This is a genomic window from Clostridium sp. Ade.TY (assembly GCF_000498355.1).
In the GTDB taxonomy this organism is placed as follows: domain Bacteria; phylum Bacillota; class Clostridia; order Clostridiales; family Clostridiaceae; genus Clostridium.
The window spans coordinates 79,128-96,736 of record NZ_AVSV01000029.1; the positions used below are offsets into that span (position 1 = coordinate 79,128).

A 17,609-nucleotide genomic window follows, 5' to 3' on the forward strand; every position below is an offset into this window, starting at 1 on the left:
ATAGCTTTAAAACTATCACTTTTTTCCTTAATTAACTTCTTTTTTTATATATTTACTTATTTATATATTTTGTTTTACTCCAATTTAAAATAAATTCAGTTAACTCTTCCTTATTTTCTTCAAGTTGCTTTACTCTATTAACATTAGCCCCTGAAGGATGTGGAAATCCTTTAAGAATTTGATTTTTATTTATTATTCCATCATCTTCTAATTTAACTAAAACTTCTTCTACTGCTCTTCCAAGAGGTATTAATAATATATTTTCAAAATTATTTAAACTCTTTAATTCATTTATAAAGTTATCATAAACATATTTCATTAAAAACTCACTTTTAATTAATTTCGGAGTATGACCTGAATAATTTTGTTTTTTTACAAAAACAGAATAAGGAATCAAAGATACTGTATGTAATAAATAATCTTTTTCATAAAATAACTCTTCTGTACTATTTATATTTAAAGCTTTATTAAGTTCTATTTCATCTAACATTTTAATTATATTTTTTCTTAAAGAACCACTAAATCTGCCTGCTACTTTGCATTTATATTGAATTTCTTCTATATTATCTGTTATTTCTAGTTCTTTTCTAGCCTCAGCTATTGCTGTACTCATTTGTTGAAATCCTGGGGTTATCCCAATTATAAATACTTTTGCTTTTTCATTCATGTACTCATTATGTGGAGCGTAATATATTTCTATATTATCTTCTTTTTCTATTAAAAAATCCTTAGTTAAAAGTTTCTCTTTTGTATACTTATTTTTTAAAGGCAACTTTTTTATTATATCTATATAATCGTACAATGTTTTCTTCATAAAAATCATCTCCAAGTTAATTATTAAAATAAAACTTTATAATATATCTTCTAAAGTAAATTTACTCATTTCCTTAACAAATTCATTTAAAGATTTTGATATAATCCCTTTTAACTTACAATCCTCTTTCATTAGTGGACATATATCACTATTTCCCATACAAGCAACTAAATTCAAATTTTCTTCTGTTAAAATTAATATATTTCCTAAATTTATTTCTTTTGGCTCAAGACCTAACTTAAGTCCACCATTTCTTCCTTTTAGAGATATTATATATTCTGTCTTTGCAAGTTTATTAACTATTTTCTTTAAATGATGTTTTGGTATATTAAGTTCATTTGCCATTTCATCTACTACAGAATTTTTATCTTTATTTTTTGCTAAATATATTAACATTCTAAAAGCATAATCTGTAAACTTTGATAACTGCATTTTTTCTCTCCTTTAGTATTAAATCTAATTAAAATTATAACAAAATTAACATACAAAATAAAATATGCATTTTACTTGCACATTTTATTTTATTATGCTATATTTATTTCATAAAGTAATTGATAATAATTATCCTTGGATAATAGGTGTCGAAAGGGAGATTTTTATATGTTAGATCAACAAACAATAAATATAATTAAAAGTACAGTTCCTTCATTAAAGGAACATGGATTAGAAATTACTACAACTTTTTATAAAAATATGTTTGAAAATAATCCAGAAGTTAAACCATTATTTAATATGGATAGACAAAAATCAGGTAAACAACCAAAAGCTTTAGCTATGACTATTTTAGCTGCAGCTGAAAATATAGATAACTTAGAAGTTTTACTTCCAGTAGTACAAAAGATTGGAGAAAAACATTGTAATGCTAATATTAAAAAAGAACATTATCCAATAGTTGGAGAAAATCTTTTAAGGGCAATTAAAGATGTTTTAGGAGATACTGCAACAGCTGAAGTATTAGAAGCTTGGGGACAAGCCTATGGAGTTATTGCAAAAATATTTATAGATGTAGAAAAAGATATATACGCTAATAAAAATTAATCCAAATTTATAAATTTAAAAAGCATTTTTATAAACTAATAATACTAAAAAGCTAAGAGAGTATAAACCTATAAATTTACCTTTTACTATCATTTCTCTCTTAGCTTTTATTTTTTATAAAAAAGTAATATTACTTCTAAATTTAAATTCTTTTTATTTATAAAACTTCTAATATTTCTTTTAATTAAATTATTTTATTATTTAAAATAATTTATTCCTATAGCATCTCTAACTTCAGTTAATGTATTACTTGCTATACCTCTAGCCTTTTCACTACCATCTTTTAAAATGCTATAAACATAATCAATATTTTTTTCATACTCTCTTCTTCTCTCTCTTATTGGTCTTAACTTCTCTTGCATAACTTCATTTAAATATTTTTTTATTTTAACATCGCCAAGTCCACCTTTTTCATAATGGCTTTTCATATTTTCTAATGTTATTTTATCTTCACAAAAAGCATCTAAGTATGTAAATACTGGATTATCTTTAACATTACCTGGATCTTCTACTCTTATATGATTTGGGTCTGTATACATAGACATTATTTTTTTCTTTATAGTATCTTCATCATCAGATAAATATATTGCATTATTTAAAGATTTACCCATTTTAACATTTCCATCTATACCAGGTAATCTACCTAAGCCTTTCTTAGGAAGTACAGCCCTTGGTTCAAGTAAAATCTCCTTGTTATATGTCTGATTAAATGTTCTAACTATTTCTCTTGTCTGTTCAATCATAGGTAATTGATCTTCTCCAACTGGAACAACAGTTGCTTTAAATGCTGTTATATCTGCAGCTTGGCTTACTGGATAAATTAAAAATCCTGCTGGAATACTCATATTGAAATTTTTATCTTTTATTTCATTTTTAACTGTTGGATTTCTCTCAAGTCTTGAAACAGTAACTAAATTTAAATAATGCATAGTTAATTCATTTAATTCTGGTATTTGTGATTGTACAAATATAGTTGATTTTTTTGGATCTATTCCAACTGATAAATAATCAAGAGCTACTTCAATTAAACTATTTCTTATTTTTTCTGGATTTCTAGCATTATCTGTTAATGCTTGTTGGTCTGCAATCATTATATAAGTATCATATTTTCCGCATTCTTGTAATTGTACTCTGTTAGTTAAAGACCCAACATAATGTCCTATATGAAGTTTTCCTGTTGGTCTGTCCCCTGTTAATATTATTTCTTTACTCATTAATTCCATCTCCTTAAATATATTTTTTAAATTAAGCTATATTAGAAAAATCTTTACTTTAATATATAATTTTAATTTAAGCTATGTTTTAAGTTATTTTAAATTTTTATCTAGACTTTAAAATATAACTTTAAATTAAAAAAGTTTTATAAAATAAAAAAACTCCGTCCTAAAAAAATAGGACGAAGATAATATCCGTGTTGCCACCTAAATTGTATAGATTAAAATTCAAACTATACCACTCAATTTCAAGTACTAACATACTCTATCTGCTATAAGGTGCAGCCTACCACTCTGATACTTTTTTATTTTTAAAAATATATTAAAATAAAATTTCTCTTTGTTCCTCAAAGGTCCATTCACTAAATCTATTCTTGCTATGATTCCACCATCCAAAGCTCTCTTTATTGAACCTAAATTTAGTTACTACTCCTTATCAAAGGATTTTATTAAATTAAATTATATTTTTATTATAAATCAAAATTTTAAATTTTTCTTTATAAAATATAATATTTTACAATTTACTTAATAAAAAATTTGTAATTATATTATTTAATACACATCTTTACTTTAATTATATATTATCTCTAACAACCCTACATGGATTACCATATGCAATCTTATTTGATGGAATATCTTTTGTTACAACACTTCCAGCACCTATTACAACATTATCACCAATAGTTATTCCAGGCATAATAATTGTACCCCCACCAATCCATACATTATTTCCAATAACAACAGGAGCTGTAATAGTCTTGCAAAACTCAAAAGAACCATCAGCTTTTGTTTCTCCAAATCTATCCTTTGCATTTGTTGGATGAAAAGCAGTATATATTTGAACATTTGGAGCTATTAATGCATTATCACCTATTATGATTTTATTATCATCCAAAAAAGTGCAATTCATATTTACTTCGCAATTATCCCCAAAATATATATTATTACCATAATCAACATAAAAAGGTTGCGTAATCCAAAGATTTTCCCCTCTACCACCTAGTAAATTATTAAGTATACTATCTTTTTTATCTTTATCCTCTGATAAGAAATTATTATACTCTCTAATTAAGTTTTTTGCCTTATGCCATTGTGTAATTAACTCCTCATCTCCACAATCATAAAGCTGACCTGATAACATCTTTTCTCTTTCAGTCATAATATTTTCCCTCTCTAACTTTATATTTTTTCTAAAATTAATTCTGTAATCCCCAATAACCCATAATTACTTTCATTATGAACAAACATAATATTAGACTTAATATTAAACTGTTTTTCATATTCATTTATTATTTTATCTTTAAGGCTATACCTTAACTTTTCTCCACTTAATACAACTGTTTTAGGATTTAATAAACTAGATATTATTTTTAATACTTTTACTATAGCATCAATATATTTTTTATCGTTATAATTTCCAAGTACTATTTCATTTAAATAAGAATCATCAATAGGAATTACTCCAACTTCACCTGCAAACCCATTATATCCCTTATAAACTTTACCGTTTATTACAATTCCAGCACCTACTCCTAAGTCTGTAAAACTTAAATAAATCATATTTGCACTTTCTTTATTATTCTTATAGTATCCAATAGCAACAGCATTTAAGTCATTTTCTAATATACATGGAATATTATATTTTGTTTTTATCTGCTCTTTTAAACAAATCTCTCTCCAATCATTTACACATAATCCATTAATATATCCTTTATCCGTAACAATACCAGGTACATTAATTCCTATATATTTAATATTATTATAATTATTAAAAATTATATCAAATGTGTTAAATATTCCTTCGTTATCATCCTTTGATTTTATATCACTACTATTCTCTTCAAGAATTTCACCAATAATATTTACTACTCTATAATGTATCTTTTTATCCTCAATTGTAGCCGCAATTATACAATTTTTATTTGCATTTATCTTATACCTTTCAGCTCTTCGTCCACCACTTGAATTATCTAATCCAACACTAACTATTTCTTCATTCTCTATAAGTTCATTTAAAATATTCCTTACAGTTGTATGACTAATTTTAGTAGCTTCTACAATATCTGCTCTTGTAACTGATTCTTTTGATTTTATGCATTTAATTATTAGTGATTTATTAATTTCTTTTAATGTTGCTGGTTTTCCTAATATATTATTCATTTATATTCCAAGTACCTCCAATAAATCTTTTGGTTCATTTAAATCATAATCTGCTTGTATTCCATTAATATCAGTAGCTCCCCATAATGCAAAGGCAAAATCCATACCTGAAACTTTACTTGCTTTATAATCAGCAATAGTATCGCCAACATATATAGCTTCTTCAGGTTTTATATTTAATAATTCAATTGCTTTTAATAATGGCTCTGGATGTGGCTTATGCTTCTCTGTATCTTCTTCTAAAACAACACTTTTCATATATTTTTGTAATCCTGTTTTTAAAAAATCTATTTCATATTGATCCTTTGTTTTAGAGCTAGATATACCACATAAAACTCCATTTTCATATATACGTTTTATTACTTCTTCAAATCCATCATATAACTTTGCACCATTTTCATATTCATTAACATACTTAACCCACTTTGAATATGATTTTTCAATATCAGCAAATCCTAATAATTCTAATGTCTTTTTCCCAGGATAAGCTCTATAAACTAATAAATCATCATATGATATTTCTTTGTTTAGTTCTTCTTTAATTAATCTTTGCAAAGGGATAATATTCATTTCCTCTGTATCTAACATTGTCCCATCTAAATCAAAAATTATTCCTTTATACTTTTTCATTTTAATATTCTCCATCCTTCCCTATACTTTTGTTATAAACTTTTAAAAGTTTATAACAAAAGTATACCATGGAATAAAATCTCCCTAAAGCAAATATCCTTAAAATATTTTATAAAATTTAAAATTCATATTTTTAAATATATATTTTTATGAAATATATATTTTTTAAGTTATGCTATAATATTTATTATAGTTAACTACTAAATTAAACCAAGGAGGCAATTTACTTTGAGTACAGCTTTTGAAAAACAATATAAAATAAATGCTTTTGATGTTGATACTGAACATAATTGCAAATTTTCAACCTTAGTTGATTATTTATGGGATGTTGTTATAGCTCAATCTGACTATTTAGGAGAAACTAAAGAAGGCTTTGTACACAATCAATGTGTTTGGGTTCTTTTAAAGTATGATATGAAAATATACGAATATCCTAAATTTAGAGATATTATAACTGTTGATACTAAAGTTTTAGGAACAAAAAAATTCTATGGTTACAGAAAAAATACTATAAAAAATTCTGATGGAAAAATTATAGGAGAAGTTACTTCAACTGCTATATTAATAGATTTTGAAAAGAGACGTCCTATGAAAATATCAAAGGATCAATGTGAAGTTTATGGCATAGAAGGTGAATTAAAAGAAGTTCCACCTTTAGATGATATCAAAGAAGTTATAAATGAAGATTTTATAAAAGAATATCCAATTAGATATAGTGATATAGATTCTAATGGTCATGTAAATAATGTTAGATATATGGAAATGGCTATGGATACTTTACCAAGACATATTTTAAATGATTATAACTTATTTAATATCAAAGTTTTATTTAAAAAAGAAACAACTGATGGGGACACTTTACATATTTCATCCCAAATAATTAATGATGAAGATAGTGAAATTACAACTGTTCATACTATTACAAGCAATAATACAGGTAAGTTACTTACTAAAGTACAATTTGTATGGAAAAAGAAATAATATTTTAAATTTATAATTTAATAAGTTATATAAAAATATTTATTTATAAGGATATGATTTACTAAATTATATAAAAAAAATTAGTCCATTTTTAAAATATAATTATTTATATTTAAGCTTTTTTACATAAAATAACCAGTAGAATTCAATATTTCTACTGGTTTTATTGTTAAACTGTATTTTTCATAATTAGTCTACTATAAATTTTATAAACTAACTTTTATTGAGTTTTCCATTTATTCAACTCCTTAAAAATACTATGACTTTATTTTAGGGTGAAATAGTTAAAAAATTTATAAAAAACCCTTACGAAATCTCAAGTTTTTTATAGAAAAATACATAGAAAATATTCCTCTTATGTAAAGGCAATATAAACTATTTATTTAAAAATTTATTTTTTAGAAATATATTTATTTCCTTCAATATAAAATCTCCACGGAAAATCTATAGCTTCCTCTGCATAATCAATGCCTATTCTTTTAGTTTCTACTATATTAAAATCTTTAAATCCATCATCAATTAAATACAGACTTCCTTTTTCATAAAGCTTAGTTTCATTTAAATCTCTTTCTATAGATAAAGCTTTGCATAACTTCCCTGGACCATTTGTAAGAGCTAATTTTTGTGCCTTTGTAAGTTCTTCATAACTTTTATTAAATCTATTATTAGAAATATAGTCTATTTCACTTAAAGGCTCTAATGCCCTAATTAACACAGCCTCTGCTTCCTCTTTTATTCCTGTAACTACATTTAAGCAATTATACATACCATATATGAGATAAATATAAGCTACTCCACCTTCTAAATAAAGAGTTTCTGTTCTTTTAGTTCTTCTTCCATTGTAAGCATGGCAAGCTTTATCCCCTTTTCCAATATAAGCTTCTGTTTCAACAATTCTTGACTTTATTACTTTTCCATCAATTTCTCTAACTAAAACTTTTCCAAGTAAATCTTTTGCTAAATATAATGCGTCTTTTTGAAAATAATCTTTATCTAACAACATAATAATTCTCCTATTTAAATATATAAATTTATTATTGGATAATTTACTATACCTATACATACATATAACTTATGTTTATCTTTATTATAAAACTTTATTGTATTTATAATAATAAATTTAAAAAATTTTAAAATCCACTATTAAATTAATACTGAACTAATTAAAATGATAAACAAACTCTTTCAGAATAATATAAATGGTTTCTTTATCATAAATATTAATTTATTTTCCATAAACTATAATGTTTTGAAATGTACATTTCTCTTTTTCATTATTTCTATATGTATGATTTATATTTGCTGAAAATCTTATACTACTTCCTTTTTTAAGTTCTACTTTTTCACCTTCAAATTCCATCTCCAAAGTACCTTCTGTTACAATTATATATTCTTCCACAAAATCATCATGCTTAGGTGATGAATGTACACAATCTTCTTCTAAATCTATAGTTAATATTTCAAAATTATTTTTTGTGTCAAAAGGGAAAATAGTATATATCTTCATCTTATTATCTTCTTCCAAAATTGGTTGTATATCATAACAATTTATAACTTCATAATTTACAGACTTATTTTCCATAAAGAATGAAAATGGAATTTTTAATCCTGTTGCTATTTTCCATAAAGTTGATACTGTAGGGTTAGACTTTCCACGTTCAATTTGACCTATCATAGCTTTACTTACTCCAGTTAAGCTTGCTACATCATCAAGGCTTAAATTTCTTTTCTTTCTTATACTTTTTAAATTTTCTCCAATAATAAAGTTTAAATTTTCCATAGTTCCTCCTCGTGTAATATATTACACTTTTGTATCATTTATTGTCCAAAAACTTTTTATATTATATAATACTATTATACAATATATTGTACATATTAATCGTATTTTAAAAGGAGACTTTATAATGAAAAAGGCTTTAACCTATGGTATCTTAGCTTCTGTATTTTTTTCCTTTACCTTTGTTCTAAATAAAAGTATGAATATCTCAGGTGGAAATTGGATGTGGAGCGCATCGTTAAGATACATATTTATGTTACCAATTCTTTTATTAATTGTTCTTAAAAACAATAGACTTAATGTTATATTTAACTCAATAAAAAGGAATCCAAAGTATTGGATTTTATGGAGTACAGTTGGATTTGGTTTATTTTATGCTCCATTAACCTTCGCCTCTAACTATGGTGAATCATGGCTTGTTGCTGGTTGCTGGCAAATAACAATTGTTGCTGGAATACTTTTAACACCAATATTTAAAAGTAAATTACCACTTAAAAATTTATTTTTATCATTATTTATTCTTTTTGGTGTATTTTTAATTCAATATGAACATGCTAAAAATATAAATATTACTCAAGCACTTTTATCGATTATCCCTATTTTAATTGCAGCTTTTTCTTATCCTTTAGGAAACAGAAAAATGATGATGCTTTGCGAGGATGATTTAAGTACTACTGAAAGAGTTTTTGGAATGACTCTTTGTAGCCTTCCATTTTGGTTAATACTCTCTCTTGTCGCTTATAAAAATGTTGGACTTCCAAGTACTAATCAAATGTTCCAATCATTTTCTGTTGCTATTTTCTCTGGAGTTATTGCAACTATACTTTTCTTTAAAGCTACAAATATGGTTAAACATAATTTTAATCAGTTAGCTGTTATTGAAGCAACTCAATCCGCTGAAGTTTTATTTACTATAATAGGTGAAGTTATTATTTTAAATGGTGCTATTCCATCTTTTAATGGATTAATTGGACTAGCCTTAATAATTCTTGGAATGATTTTAAATAGTCTTATATCTTAAAATAAAATCTAAAATTTAAGGGAACTAAAAAAGTTCCCTTATTTTAACAAATAGTACTTTACATTATTAAGTACTATATCTTATAATATAATTATACTTAATAATATAAAGTACTTTATTAAATAAATTATTAAATATTTGTTTTACTATAAAACTAACTGATTATTTTAAATTAATATAAAAGTTTTATAAAATAAGCATTTACTTAAATTATATTTATTTTTAAAAGGTGGTGATATTATATGGAATTTGATAAGGAGGTATTAAAAGGATACATAGATTCAATTGTTTTATCAGTATTATATGATGAAGATATGTATGGATATTTAATACTTAAAAAGATTAAAGAAATATCAAAAGATGAATTTGAAATAAAAGAAGCCACTCTTTATGTTTCATTAAAAAGATTAGAAAAACGTGGGTATTTAAAGGGTTATTGGAATGATAATTCAGGTACTGGTGGTGGAAGACGTCGCTACTACTCTATAACTTCTGAAGGGAAAGAAGTATTCAATAAAAATTCAAGGGAGTGGAATGTTTTAAAAGAAGTTATAAGTAACTTTATGAGGGGGAAATAAGTATGGGAAGAATTGAAAAATATATTGATAAAATATATAGTGGGGTCAATGAAAGTGATGAAGAAACTAAGATTCTAAAAGAAGAAATGAAACTTCATTTATATGATAAAGTTAAAGATTTAATGGAGGAAGGCTTAACTGAAGAAGATAGTATAACTGTTGCACTTGAAACTTTTGGTGATGAAGTAAGTGTTTCTAAGGATGTTAAATCAATAGTTAAAAATCAAAAAAAGTATACAAATATTTTAATTAGAATAAGTATAATACTATTTATTGTTGGATCATTATTTAAAGTTTCTGCATTCTTTGCCGAAAATAAATTTATAGATGATTTTAATAAAACTAGAGAAACAACATCAAGCGATGTTTTAAATGGAATTTTAGATGTGTTAAATAAAGCTGAGATTACAGAACAAGACAAAAAAGGCTTTGATAGTATTTTAAATGACTATAATAATAAATATGAAAATGGACTTTATAGCATTACAATTTTAAAAGATAATATACCTTTATATGAATTTAATAGAGAAGTATCACCTGATCTTATAAAAAATGACTTATCAGGAATGACTAGTAAGGGACACAATTGGACTGTACACTACAAACAAACTGATTATGATTCATATAGAAACTCTATTATAACAAGTCAAATTTTTAGTATCTCTGATATATCAAATTCACTACACTTTATATTAAATAATATTGGATTTTTGTTTATATCACTATCATGGATACTTACTGTAATGTACTATACTCAAAAATCTATACTTAATAATTCACTGGATAAAAAGAAAATAATTTTATTATCAATTGAAACTATAATTATTTTTGCTACATTTGTTTCTGATAAAGATATAATGATGCCAACTGTTTTATTATTTATTATTTTAAATTATTTTGCACCTAAAGTACTAAGTAAATATTTCAATAAAAGTCTTTCTTTTGTTTAAGTAAATTTCTCTATGTTTTTGAATAGTATTTTTTGAATAAAAAACCAGTAGAATTTTTTCTACTGGTTTTATTACATATCTTATATTAATCTCTATTTTTATTGATTATTATACTTTTCATTTATTTCACTAAAAAATAAATTCATAAATTTATTTTTTAAATCAACCATTTCTTGAATTCTTTCATTAAATATATTTTCTGATTCCTCAAACGGTTCTATTAATCTTCCTAAATATTCTTCTACACTTTCACAGCTAGTTATTCTTATAAAATCATATACGCTCTCTATAAGCTCTGTAACATATTTAACTGCTGAACGTGAATAAAGATTATGAACTCTAAAATTCCCATTTTCTAAAACATAAAAGTTTTTCTTTTGCTTACTATAAATTATAAAATCACTTATATCAATTTCATCTAATAAGTTATCAAATTCTGATATAAAAATATCCAAATTATATTCTTCTAATGAATAATATTCTTCAGGTGTATCCCTCTCCACTTTTAAAATATTTTCTAAGCCTTTAAGAGTAGATTTTACTATTACTCCACCATCTTTTATAAATTTCATGTCAGAAGCATCATATTTTCTAACATTATCTTTAAATGTTTTATTTAGATATTCATCTACATCATCAACAACTTTAAACTCAATTTTATATTTTGGATATAAATTTAAGTCTATATTATTAGAGTTTGAAATAAGTTTTAATGTTACGTTACCATCTGTAGTTTTTATTATATTATAAACCTTTGCTTGACTCTTTAAATTATTGGAAAAATCATTATATATTTCATTTAAATCTTCTAATATTCTTATATATTCATCATATTTAAATGGTTCATTGGATAAATTTAAATAATATTTAATATCATTTTCTACCATCTATAATTCATCTCCTATATTAAAAATAACGTTTTCTTATCTATAATTATAATTAAACTTATCCTTTAAATATTGTTTTTTACCTAAATTTTATATATATTTCATAATTATATAACACTTAATAAGATGCGTTAATAAACTTAAAATTATTTACATCAAATAAACCTCTATCTGTTATTTTAAGTTCTGGAATTACTGGCAATGCTAAAAATGATAAAGTTAAAAATGGATTAAAATCAATTTCTGGAGCTATTTCTAAAACTGACTTATGAATATTATCAAGGTCTTCTAAAAGATAGTTTGTATCTCTTAATGTAATTATTCCACCAAACTCAAGCTGAACAGAATTTAAGACTTTATTATTTTTTGTAACAACAATTCCCCCACCAATTCTTTTAAGTTCATTAACAGCAAGAATCATATCATTATCATTAGTTCCTGTAACAATAATATTATGAGAATCATGTGCTACTGACGTTGCTATTGCACCCTCTTTAATTTTAAGTCCATTTATAATACCAAGACCTACTTCTCCACTCCCTTTATGTCTTTCAATAACTGCAACTTTTAACAAATCATCCTTTGTGCTACTTATAAATTCCTCTTTATTTTCTAAATCTTCCACTTTTATTTTTAAATGATTACTCTCTAATCTATTTTTTATAAGCCCTATAACATTTATATATTGTTTATTCTTTAAATCAATTTTCAAATTATCTAAAGTAATTTCTTTAAAATTAATACTATTTTTGATACTTATGGTTTTCTTAAGTTTATTCTCTTTATAGATAAGCTCATTATCTTTAACAACAAGCTTTCCATTTTTGTATACAGAATTTATAAGGAAACTCTCTAAATTATCTAATATTATAAAATCTGCAACATATCCTGGTGCTATTGCCCCTTTATTATTTAATCCATAACATTCAGCTGTATTTAATGTTGCCATTTGTATTGCTGTTTCTTTCTTAACTCCATAATCTATTGCCATTTTTATTGATTTATCTATACTTCCATTTTTGATTAAATCATCAATATGCTTATCATCTGTGCAGAAACATAATCTTCTTGTATTATATATATTAACTGAAGCTAGTAATTCTTTTAAATTTTTTGCTACAGTTCCTTCCCTCATAAGGACATACATTCCTCTTCTTAATCTATCTATAACTTCCTTTGTTGTATGACATTCGTGATCTGTTTTTATATTGCAAACTCTATAACTATTTATCATCTCCTCATTAAAACCTGCACAATGCCCGTCAATAATTAAATTTCTATTTTTAGTTTCTAAAACTTTGTTTAACATTTTATCATCACAATTAAAAACTGCAGGTCCATTCATAACTTCAGCAAGTCCAAGTACATATTTATTTTGATATAAATCTTTTAAATCTTCTGCTTCTATTCTTGCTCCTGAATCTTCAAAATCTGTTGATGGAACACAAGATGATATCATAAAATAAAAATCTAAAGGCAAACCAAAGCTTAAATCCATCATAACCTTTATGCCTTCTACTCCAAGTACATTTGCTATTTCATGAGGGTCTGTTACTATTGATGTTATTCCATGTTTTAAAGCTTCCTTATAATATTCATTTGGAGTAATTAAGGAAGATTCTATATGAGCATGTCCATCAATAAGTCCTGGAACTATATACTTTGAAGTTCCATCTATTTCTTCTTTTCCACTATACTCTCCAAGTCCAATAATATAACCATCTCTTATTGCAACATCACATGTAAATATATCACTTTGAAATACATCAATTACATTTACATTTTTAATTACTAAATCACTTAATTCTTTCTTGGTTGAGCTCCTAATTTGATTTTTTAAACTTTCCTTTTTCATCATTAACTCTCCCTTCAAAGGTAATAAATTTTAAGTTACGCCTATATTAGTAAAGATTAGTTTATATATTATTTTGCTATGCTTTAAGTAAATTTTTATTTTTAGATAAACATATATACTTATATTAATTTTACAAAATATTGCCGTAATAAGTCTTGAAATTTTACTTAACAAATTAAGTTTTAACAAAAACTTTCCAATCTTTACATAAATAAACTAAACGATAACTTAAATATAATAATTTCTATAAATACTTCTTATTACTATATATAAAAAGAAGCCTTGTAAATTATACAAAGCTTTTTTAAAATTGTTAAAGTTTTTAAATATTTATATTATATATTTCTATTTTATAAATATGTTTCTATAAAATTCCCAACATATTTTCTCATTTCTAAAGCTATCCGTCCACTCTGATTGTTTATCAATTTAATTTAAATATTTATCGATAAACGATAAATTTTTATTGATTTTATTTAATTCACATGATATTATACAAACATAATAAAAACAAAGGAGAATTTTATATGAAAAAAATTAATTACTTTTTACCATTTATTCTAAGTGCTTTTTGCTTTATTTCTTTCAATATTATAGGATCCACTGTAGATTCTAATGGATTTGTTCATGAACCATTTTTCTTAGTTCCTATTGGATTTGCTTTTTTCTTTATAGGATTAATTTCATTAATAGTAAAAGGCTCAATAACTTTTATAAAAAAATCTAAATATTAATATTAAAATAAAAAAGAATTGTAACTTTAAAACAAAGTTACAATTCTTCTTAATATTAAATATTATCTTTTACTATATTTTAAAATGGTGATTCCATCTTCTATAATACATTCTTTAAGATCAAGATCTATTTTAGGATTATCTTTCAAAAATAAAGGTCTACCTTTTCCAAGTATAGTTGGTATTATTCCTATTATATATTCATCTATAATATTAGCTTTAATAAAGTTATCTAAAAGAATACCTCCCCCAAATAAAAATATATCTTTACCTTCTTTTTCCCTTTCTTCTAAAACTGCCTTACATATATCTCCATTTATAAAATGTATATTATCATAGTTTTCTAACTTTTTTGATGTTGCTATAAAAACTTTTTTATTTTCATAGTCTTTATGAAAATTTTGATCATAACATTTCTTTCCCATAACTACAACACTTACATTATCTAAAAACTTATTAAAATCATATTTATTTTTTGTGTTTAACTTACTGTTACCATCTCCAACAATCCAGTCAAAACCACCATCTTCATCTGCAATATATCCATCAATACTCATTGCTAAATTAAAAATTATTTTTCTTTTCATTTATTTTCCCTCATAAAATTTATTTAATATATTTTATTTTTTAAATTTATTCATTCCTAAATATATTAATTCAGATAATAATTTACTTAAATCAAAGCTTTATATTTATCTTTAATCCTTCTTCTAACTTACTTTCAGCATTAATTTCCCCATTATGTGCTTTAATAATGTCATAAACTATTGCCATTCCAAGCCCTGAACCTTCTATCTTTTTATTTGTATTTGTTCCTCTATAATATCTTTTAAATATATTTATAAGATCATCTTCTGATACACCTCTACCATTATCTTCTACGAAAATTTCTACACAATCATTTACTTTTTTAATATTTATATTAACTTTTACATCACTATTATTATGAACAAAAGCATTTATTATAAGATTTACAAATACTCTCTTTATTAGATGTTCATCTAAGTTTAGTAATATTTTTTCCTCTGAATAAGTAAACTTTATATTTCTATAACTATATTTCTCATCATTTATAATGTCTATTATTACATGTCTAATTAAAGATACAATGTTTACTTTCTTCTTATTTAAAACTAAAGTATTATTTTTAAGTCTTGTTGATAAATTTAAATCTTCAACTAAAGTTTTTATATACTCACTTTTTCTTATTATAGTGTTACAACATTTTTTTCTAGTATTGTCATCAATATAATATTCAGTATCACCCATTATTTCTGCATTGCCAATAATTGAAGTAAGAGGTGTCTTTATATCATGAGAAATATTTGAAATCCATTCTTCTCTCATATTTTCAAGTTTTTCTCTTTCTTTCTCATTGCTTTGAAGCTTATATTCTAGTTGATTTAAGCAATTTTCAACTTCATAATACATTCCAAGCTTTATTTTATTTTTTGAATAAGTTCCATTAGATAAATCTACTATTTTACACACAATTCTACTTATAGGCTTTGTTATTTTTAAAGTATATAAGAAACTTATTACAATAAGTAAAATTACATTCATTATAATTAAACTTGGAAATTTATGAGCCTTTTCAATTAAGGCTACATCATAAGAATAATTTACCCTTTTTACTTTGTTAGTATCTAAAAATAAAAGATAAGTATAATTTTTATTATTTAAAATTTTATCATCCAAAAATAAAGTATTACTTTTATTATTAAAACTATCTATAAGTTGTTTATTAGAATAACTTTTTAATGTATTACTTGGTTTATTATAACTATAAACTTCATCATTATTTTCGTTTAAAATTTGAAGTCCTATATTATTTTCCTTTAACCAATTAATACCTTCTCTATTTACTTTTATATTTTTATCCTTTGATAAATACAAGTAATCTTTAAAGTTTGATATCATCTCTTCTGGATGATAGTTATATAATGCACCTTCTTTATAAATACTATTTCTAATAAAAATCATATTTATAAGTACAATAACAGAGCATGCAAGAAGAAAAGATATAAGATAATGAAAAATAAGTTTTTTCCTCATTTAATTATTCTCCATTCATTATAAACTTATATCCTAATCCAATTATCGTTGTTATATATTTGGGCTTTGATGGATTATCTTCAATTTTCATTCTAAGCTTTCTTATATGAACTGTAATTGTATTGTCAAACCCAAAAAAGTTTTCTCCCCAAACTTCATTACAAATCATTTCTTTACTTATTATTCTATTTGGATTATTAATTAAATATTTAAGTAACTTTAATTCTTTAGCTGTAAATTCTAAAACTTTTCCACCCTTATATACTTCACTAGTTTCTTCATTTATTTCAATATCACCAAATTTAATAATACTATTTTTATTTGGAATAATATTATTAAATGCTTTAAGTCTTACCTTTAACCTAAAAGCTACTTCTTTAGCACTAAAAGGTTTTGTAATATAATCATCTGCACCAATTGCAAATCCTAATAATCTATCTACTTCTTCTGATTTTGCAGATATAAATAATATTGGAACTTCACTTAACTTCCTAATGTTATTAAAAACATCATAACCACTTATATCTGGAAGCATAATATCTAAAAGAACTATATCTGGTTTAATATTTTTAAATAATTCTATTCCATCTATTCCACTATTAGCTATAAAAATATTATTAAAGCCCTCTCTCTTTAATACAGTGCATAAAATATCTACAATATCTTGTTCATCATCAATTATTAATACTTTATATTTTTCAAAAATATTATTCAATTTTCCCCACCCCTTTGTGGTTTAGATTATATCATAAGGAACAAGTTTTAAGTCAATGTTGATTTTAATATACAATTTAAATTTAAGATGGATTTAAGATAGATTTTATTCAAATTAAATATAGACATAATACACTTATATTAGACAGACAAGCTTTAATTTAGTAAATTTTTATTTACTAAAAAGCTTTTTAAATATAA

At 23.9% G+C, this 17,609-nt stretch carries 19 protein-coding genes; 6 read left to right on the forward strand and 13 right to left on the reverse strand.

Annotated elements, in window-relative coordinates; translation table 11 throughout:
• Positions 1-52 precede the first annotated feature (52 nt).
• Together O212_RS0111930 and O212_RS0111935 are read right to left on the reverse strand one after the other, a co-directional pair.
• Positions 53-814: a hypothetical protein gene (locus O212_RS0111930; protein ID WP_024615333.1), complete on the reverse strand. Its 762-nt coding sequence runs from the start codon at positions 812-814 to the stop codon at positions 53-55.
• Between the two features lie 36 nt (positions 815-850).
• Complete coding sequence (locus O212_RS0111935; protein WP_024615334.1) at positions 851-1,246, reverse strand: Rrf2 family transcriptional regulator; 396 nt, start codon at positions 1,244-1,246, stop codon at positions 851-853.
• A 168-nt stretch (positions 1,247-1,414) separates the two neighbouring features.
• Here O212_RS0111935 and O212_RS0111940 point away from each other — a divergent pair, with 168 nt between their 5' ends.
• Positions 1,415-1,852 carry a globin domain-containing protein gene (locus O212_RS0111940; RefSeq protein ID WP_024615335.1) on the forward strand — a complete coding sequence of 146 codons (438 nt, stop codon included), beginning with the start codon at positions 1,415-1,417 and terminating at the stop codon, positions 1,850-1,852.
• A gap of 197 nt (positions 1,853-2,049) precedes the next feature.
• Here O212_RS0111940 and trpS read toward each other — a convergent pair whose 3' ends face one another.
• The 4 genes from trpS to O212_RS0111960 form a co-directional block, all read right to left on the reverse strand.
• Positions 2,050-3,066 carry a tryptophan--tRNA ligase gene (gene trpS, locus O212_RS0111945; protein WP_024615336.1) on the reverse strand — a complete coding sequence of 339 codons (1,017 nt, stop codon included), beginning with the start codon at positions 3,064-3,066 and terminating at the stop codon, positions 2,050-2,052.
• 574 nt (positions 3,067-3,640) lie between these two features.
• On the reverse strand, positions 3,641-4,225 hold the full coding sequence (locus tag O212_RS0111950) for a sugar O-acetyltransferase (protein WP_024615337.1): 585 nt from the start codon (positions 4,223-4,225) through the stop codon (positions 3,641-3,643).
• A 20-nt stretch (positions 4,226-4,245) separates the two neighbouring features.
• A complete protein-coding gene (locus O212_RS0111955; RefSeq protein ID WP_024615338.1) occupies positions 4,246-5,226 on the reverse strand; it encodes an ROK family protein in 981 nt (326 codons plus the stop codon).
• Positions 5,227-5,856 (reverse strand): HAD family hydrolase, encoded by a 630-nt coding sequence (locus tag O212_RS0111960; protein ID WP_024615339.1) that lies wholly within the window; start codon positions 5,854-5,856, stop codon positions 5,227-5,229. It lies immediately after the preceding gene.
• Between the two features lie 228 nt (positions 5,857-6,084).
• Here O212_RS0111960 and O212_RS0111965 point away from each other — a divergent pair, with 228 nt between their 5' ends.
• Positions 6,085-6,837: an acyl-ACP thioesterase domain-containing protein gene (locus O212_RS0111965; RefSeq protein ID WP_024615340.1), complete on the forward strand. Its 753-nt coding sequence runs from the start codon at positions 6,085-6,087 to the stop codon at positions 6,835-6,837.
• Between the two features lie 391 nt (positions 6,838-7,228).
• On the opposite strand, the gene O212_RS0111970 is transcribed toward O212_RS0111965, so the two are convergent.
• Positions 7,229-7,840 carry a DNA-3-methyladenine glycosylase gene (locus O212_RS0111970; protein WP_024615341.1) on the reverse strand — a complete coding sequence of 204 codons (612 nt, stop codon included), beginning with the start codon at positions 7,838-7,840 and terminating at the stop codon, positions 7,229-7,231.
• A gap of 222 nt (positions 7,841-8,062) precedes the next feature.
• Positions 8,063-8,617, reverse strand: a complete 555-nt coding sequence (locus O212_RS0111975; protein WP_024615342.1) for an XRE family transcriptional regulator — start codon at positions 8,615-8,617, stop codon at positions 8,063-8,065.
• Between the two features lie 124 nt (positions 8,618-8,741).
• Here O212_RS0111975 and O212_RS0111980 point away from each other — a divergent pair, with 124 nt between their 5' ends.
• The 3 genes from O212_RS0111980 (at position 8,742) to O212_RS16265 (ending at position 11,163) form a co-directional block, all read left to right on the forward strand.
• Complete coding sequence (locus O212_RS0111980; protein ID WP_024615343.1) at positions 8,742-9,635, forward strand: multidrug resistance efflux transporter family protein; 894 nt, start codon at positions 8,742-8,744, stop codon at positions 9,633-9,635.
• 242 nt (positions 9,636-9,877) lie between these two features.
• On the forward strand, positions 9,878-10,213 hold the full coding sequence (locus O212_RS0111985) for a PadR family transcriptional regulator (RefSeq protein ID WP_024615344.1): 336 nt from the start codon (positions 9,878-9,880) through the stop codon (positions 10,211-10,213).
• 2 nt (positions 10,214-10,215) lie between these two features.
• The gene (locus tag O212_RS16265) at positions 10,216-11,163 is read left to right on the forward strand and encodes a permease prefix domain 1-containing protein (protein ID WP_024615345.1); all 948 of its coding nucleotides are present in this window, start codon (positions 10,216-10,218) and stop codon (positions 11,161-11,163) included.
• Between the two features lie 98 nt (positions 11,164-11,261).
• Here O212_RS16265 and O212_RS0111995 read toward each other — a convergent pair whose 3' ends face one another.
• Positions 11,262-12,050, reverse strand: coding sequence for a hypothetical protein (locus tag O212_RS0111995; RefSeq protein ID WP_024615346.1), 789 nt, complete (start codon positions 12,048-12,050; stop codon positions 11,262-11,264).
• Positions 12,051-12,168: 118 nt separating this feature from the next.
• Positions 12,169-13,905 (reverse strand): adenine deaminase, encoded by a 1,737-nt coding sequence (ade, locus tag O212_RS0112000; protein WP_024615347.1) that lies wholly within the window; start codon positions 13,903-13,905, stop codon positions 12,169-12,171.
• 527 nt (positions 13,906-14,432) lie between these two features.
• Between ade and O212_RS0112005 the strand changes: the two genes are divergently transcribed.
• Entirely contained in the window at positions 14,433-14,639 is a 207-nt protein-coding gene (locus O212_RS0112005; protein ID WP_024615348.1) for a DUF3955 domain-containing protein, read from the forward strand.
• 62 nt (positions 14,640-14,701) lie between these two features.
• On the opposite strand, the gene O212_RS0112010 is transcribed toward O212_RS0112005, so the two are convergent.
• From O212_RS0112010 to O212_RS0112020, 3 genes are all read right to left on the reverse strand, one after another.
• Positions 14,702-15,226 (reverse strand): dihydrofolate reductase family protein, encoded by a 525-nt coding sequence (locus O212_RS0112010; protein ID WP_024615349.1) that lies wholly within the window; start codon positions 15,224-15,226, stop codon positions 14,702-14,704.
• 91 nt (positions 15,227-15,317) lie between these two features.
• Entirely contained in the window at positions 15,318-16,694 is a 1,377-nt protein-coding gene (locus tag O212_RS0112015) for a HAMP domain-containing sensor histidine kinase (protein WP_024615350.1), read from the reverse strand.
• Positions 16,695-16,698: 4 nt separating this feature from the next.
• Entirely contained in the window at positions 16,699-17,409 is a 711-nt protein-coding gene (locus O212_RS0112020) for a response regulator transcription factor (RefSeq protein ID WP_024615351.1), read from the reverse strand.
• Positions 17,410-17,609 lie beyond the last annotated feature (200 nt).

Bases quoted from the DNA above. Each gene is read 5' to 3' on its own strand.
- O212_RS0111930 (WP_024615333.1), bottom strand. From the start codon at position 814: ATGAAGAAAACATTGTACGATTATATAGATATAATAAAAAAGTTGCCT.
- O212_RS0111935 (WP_024615334.1), bottom strand. From the start codon at position 1,246: ATGCAGTTATCAAAGTTTACAGATTATGCTTTTAGAATGTTAATATAT.
- O212_RS0111940 (WP_024615335.1), top strand. From the start codon at position 1,415: ATGTTAGATCAACAAACAATAAATATAATTAAAAGTACAGTTCCTTCA.
- trpS (WP_024615336.1), bottom strand. From the start codon at position 3,066: ATGAGTAAAGAAATAATATTAACAGGGGACAGACCAACAGGAAAACTT.
- O212_RS0111950 (WP_024615337.1), bottom strand. From the start codon at position 4,225: ATGACTGAAAGAGAAAAGATGTTATCAGGTCAGCTTTATGATTGTGGA.
- O212_RS0111955 (WP_024615338.1), bottom strand. From the start codon at position 5,226: ATGAATAATATATTAGGAAAACCAGCAACATTAAAAGAAATTAATAAA.
- O212_RS0111960 (WP_024615339.1), bottom strand. From the start codon at position 5,856: ATGAAAAAGTATAAAGGAATAATTTTTGATTTAGATGGGACAATGTTA.
- O212_RS0111970 (WP_024615341.1), bottom strand. From the start codon at position 7,840: ATGTTGTTAGATAAAGATTATTTTCAAAAAGACGCATTATATTTAGCA.
- O212_RS0111975 (WP_024615342.1), bottom strand. From the start codon at position 8,617: ATGGAAAATTTAAACTTTATTATTGGAGAAAATTTAAAAAGTATAAGA.
- O212_RS0111980 (WP_024615343.1), top strand. From the start codon at position 8,742: ATGAAAAAGGCTTTAACCTATGGTATCTTAGCTTCTGTATTTTTTTCC.
- O212_RS0111985 (WP_024615344.1), top strand. From the start codon at position 9,878: ATGGAATTTGATAAGGAGGTATTAAAAGGATACATAGATTCAATTGTT.
- O212_RS16265 (WP_024615345.1), top strand. From the start codon at position 10,216: ATGGGAAGAATTGAAAAATATATTGATAAAATATATAGTGGGGTCAAT.
- O212_RS0111995 (WP_024615346.1), bottom strand. From the start codon at position 12,050: ATGGTAGAAAATGATATTAAATATTATTTAAATTTATCCAATGAACCA.
- ade (WP_024615347.1), bottom strand. From the start codon at position 13,905: ATGAAAAAGGAAAGTTTAAAAAATCAAATTAGGAGCTCAACCAAGAAA.
- O212_RS0112005 (WP_024615348.1), top strand. From the start codon at position 14,433: ATGAAAAAAATTAATTACTTTTTACCATTTATTCTAAGTGCTTTTTGC.
- O212_RS0112010 (WP_024615349.1), bottom strand. From the start codon at position 15,226: ATGAAAAGAAAAATAATTTTTAATTTAGCAATGAGTATTGATGGATAT.
- O212_RS0112015 (WP_024615350.1), bottom strand. From the start codon at position 16,694: ATGAGGAAAAAACTTATTTTTCATTATCTTATATCTTTTCTTCTTGCA.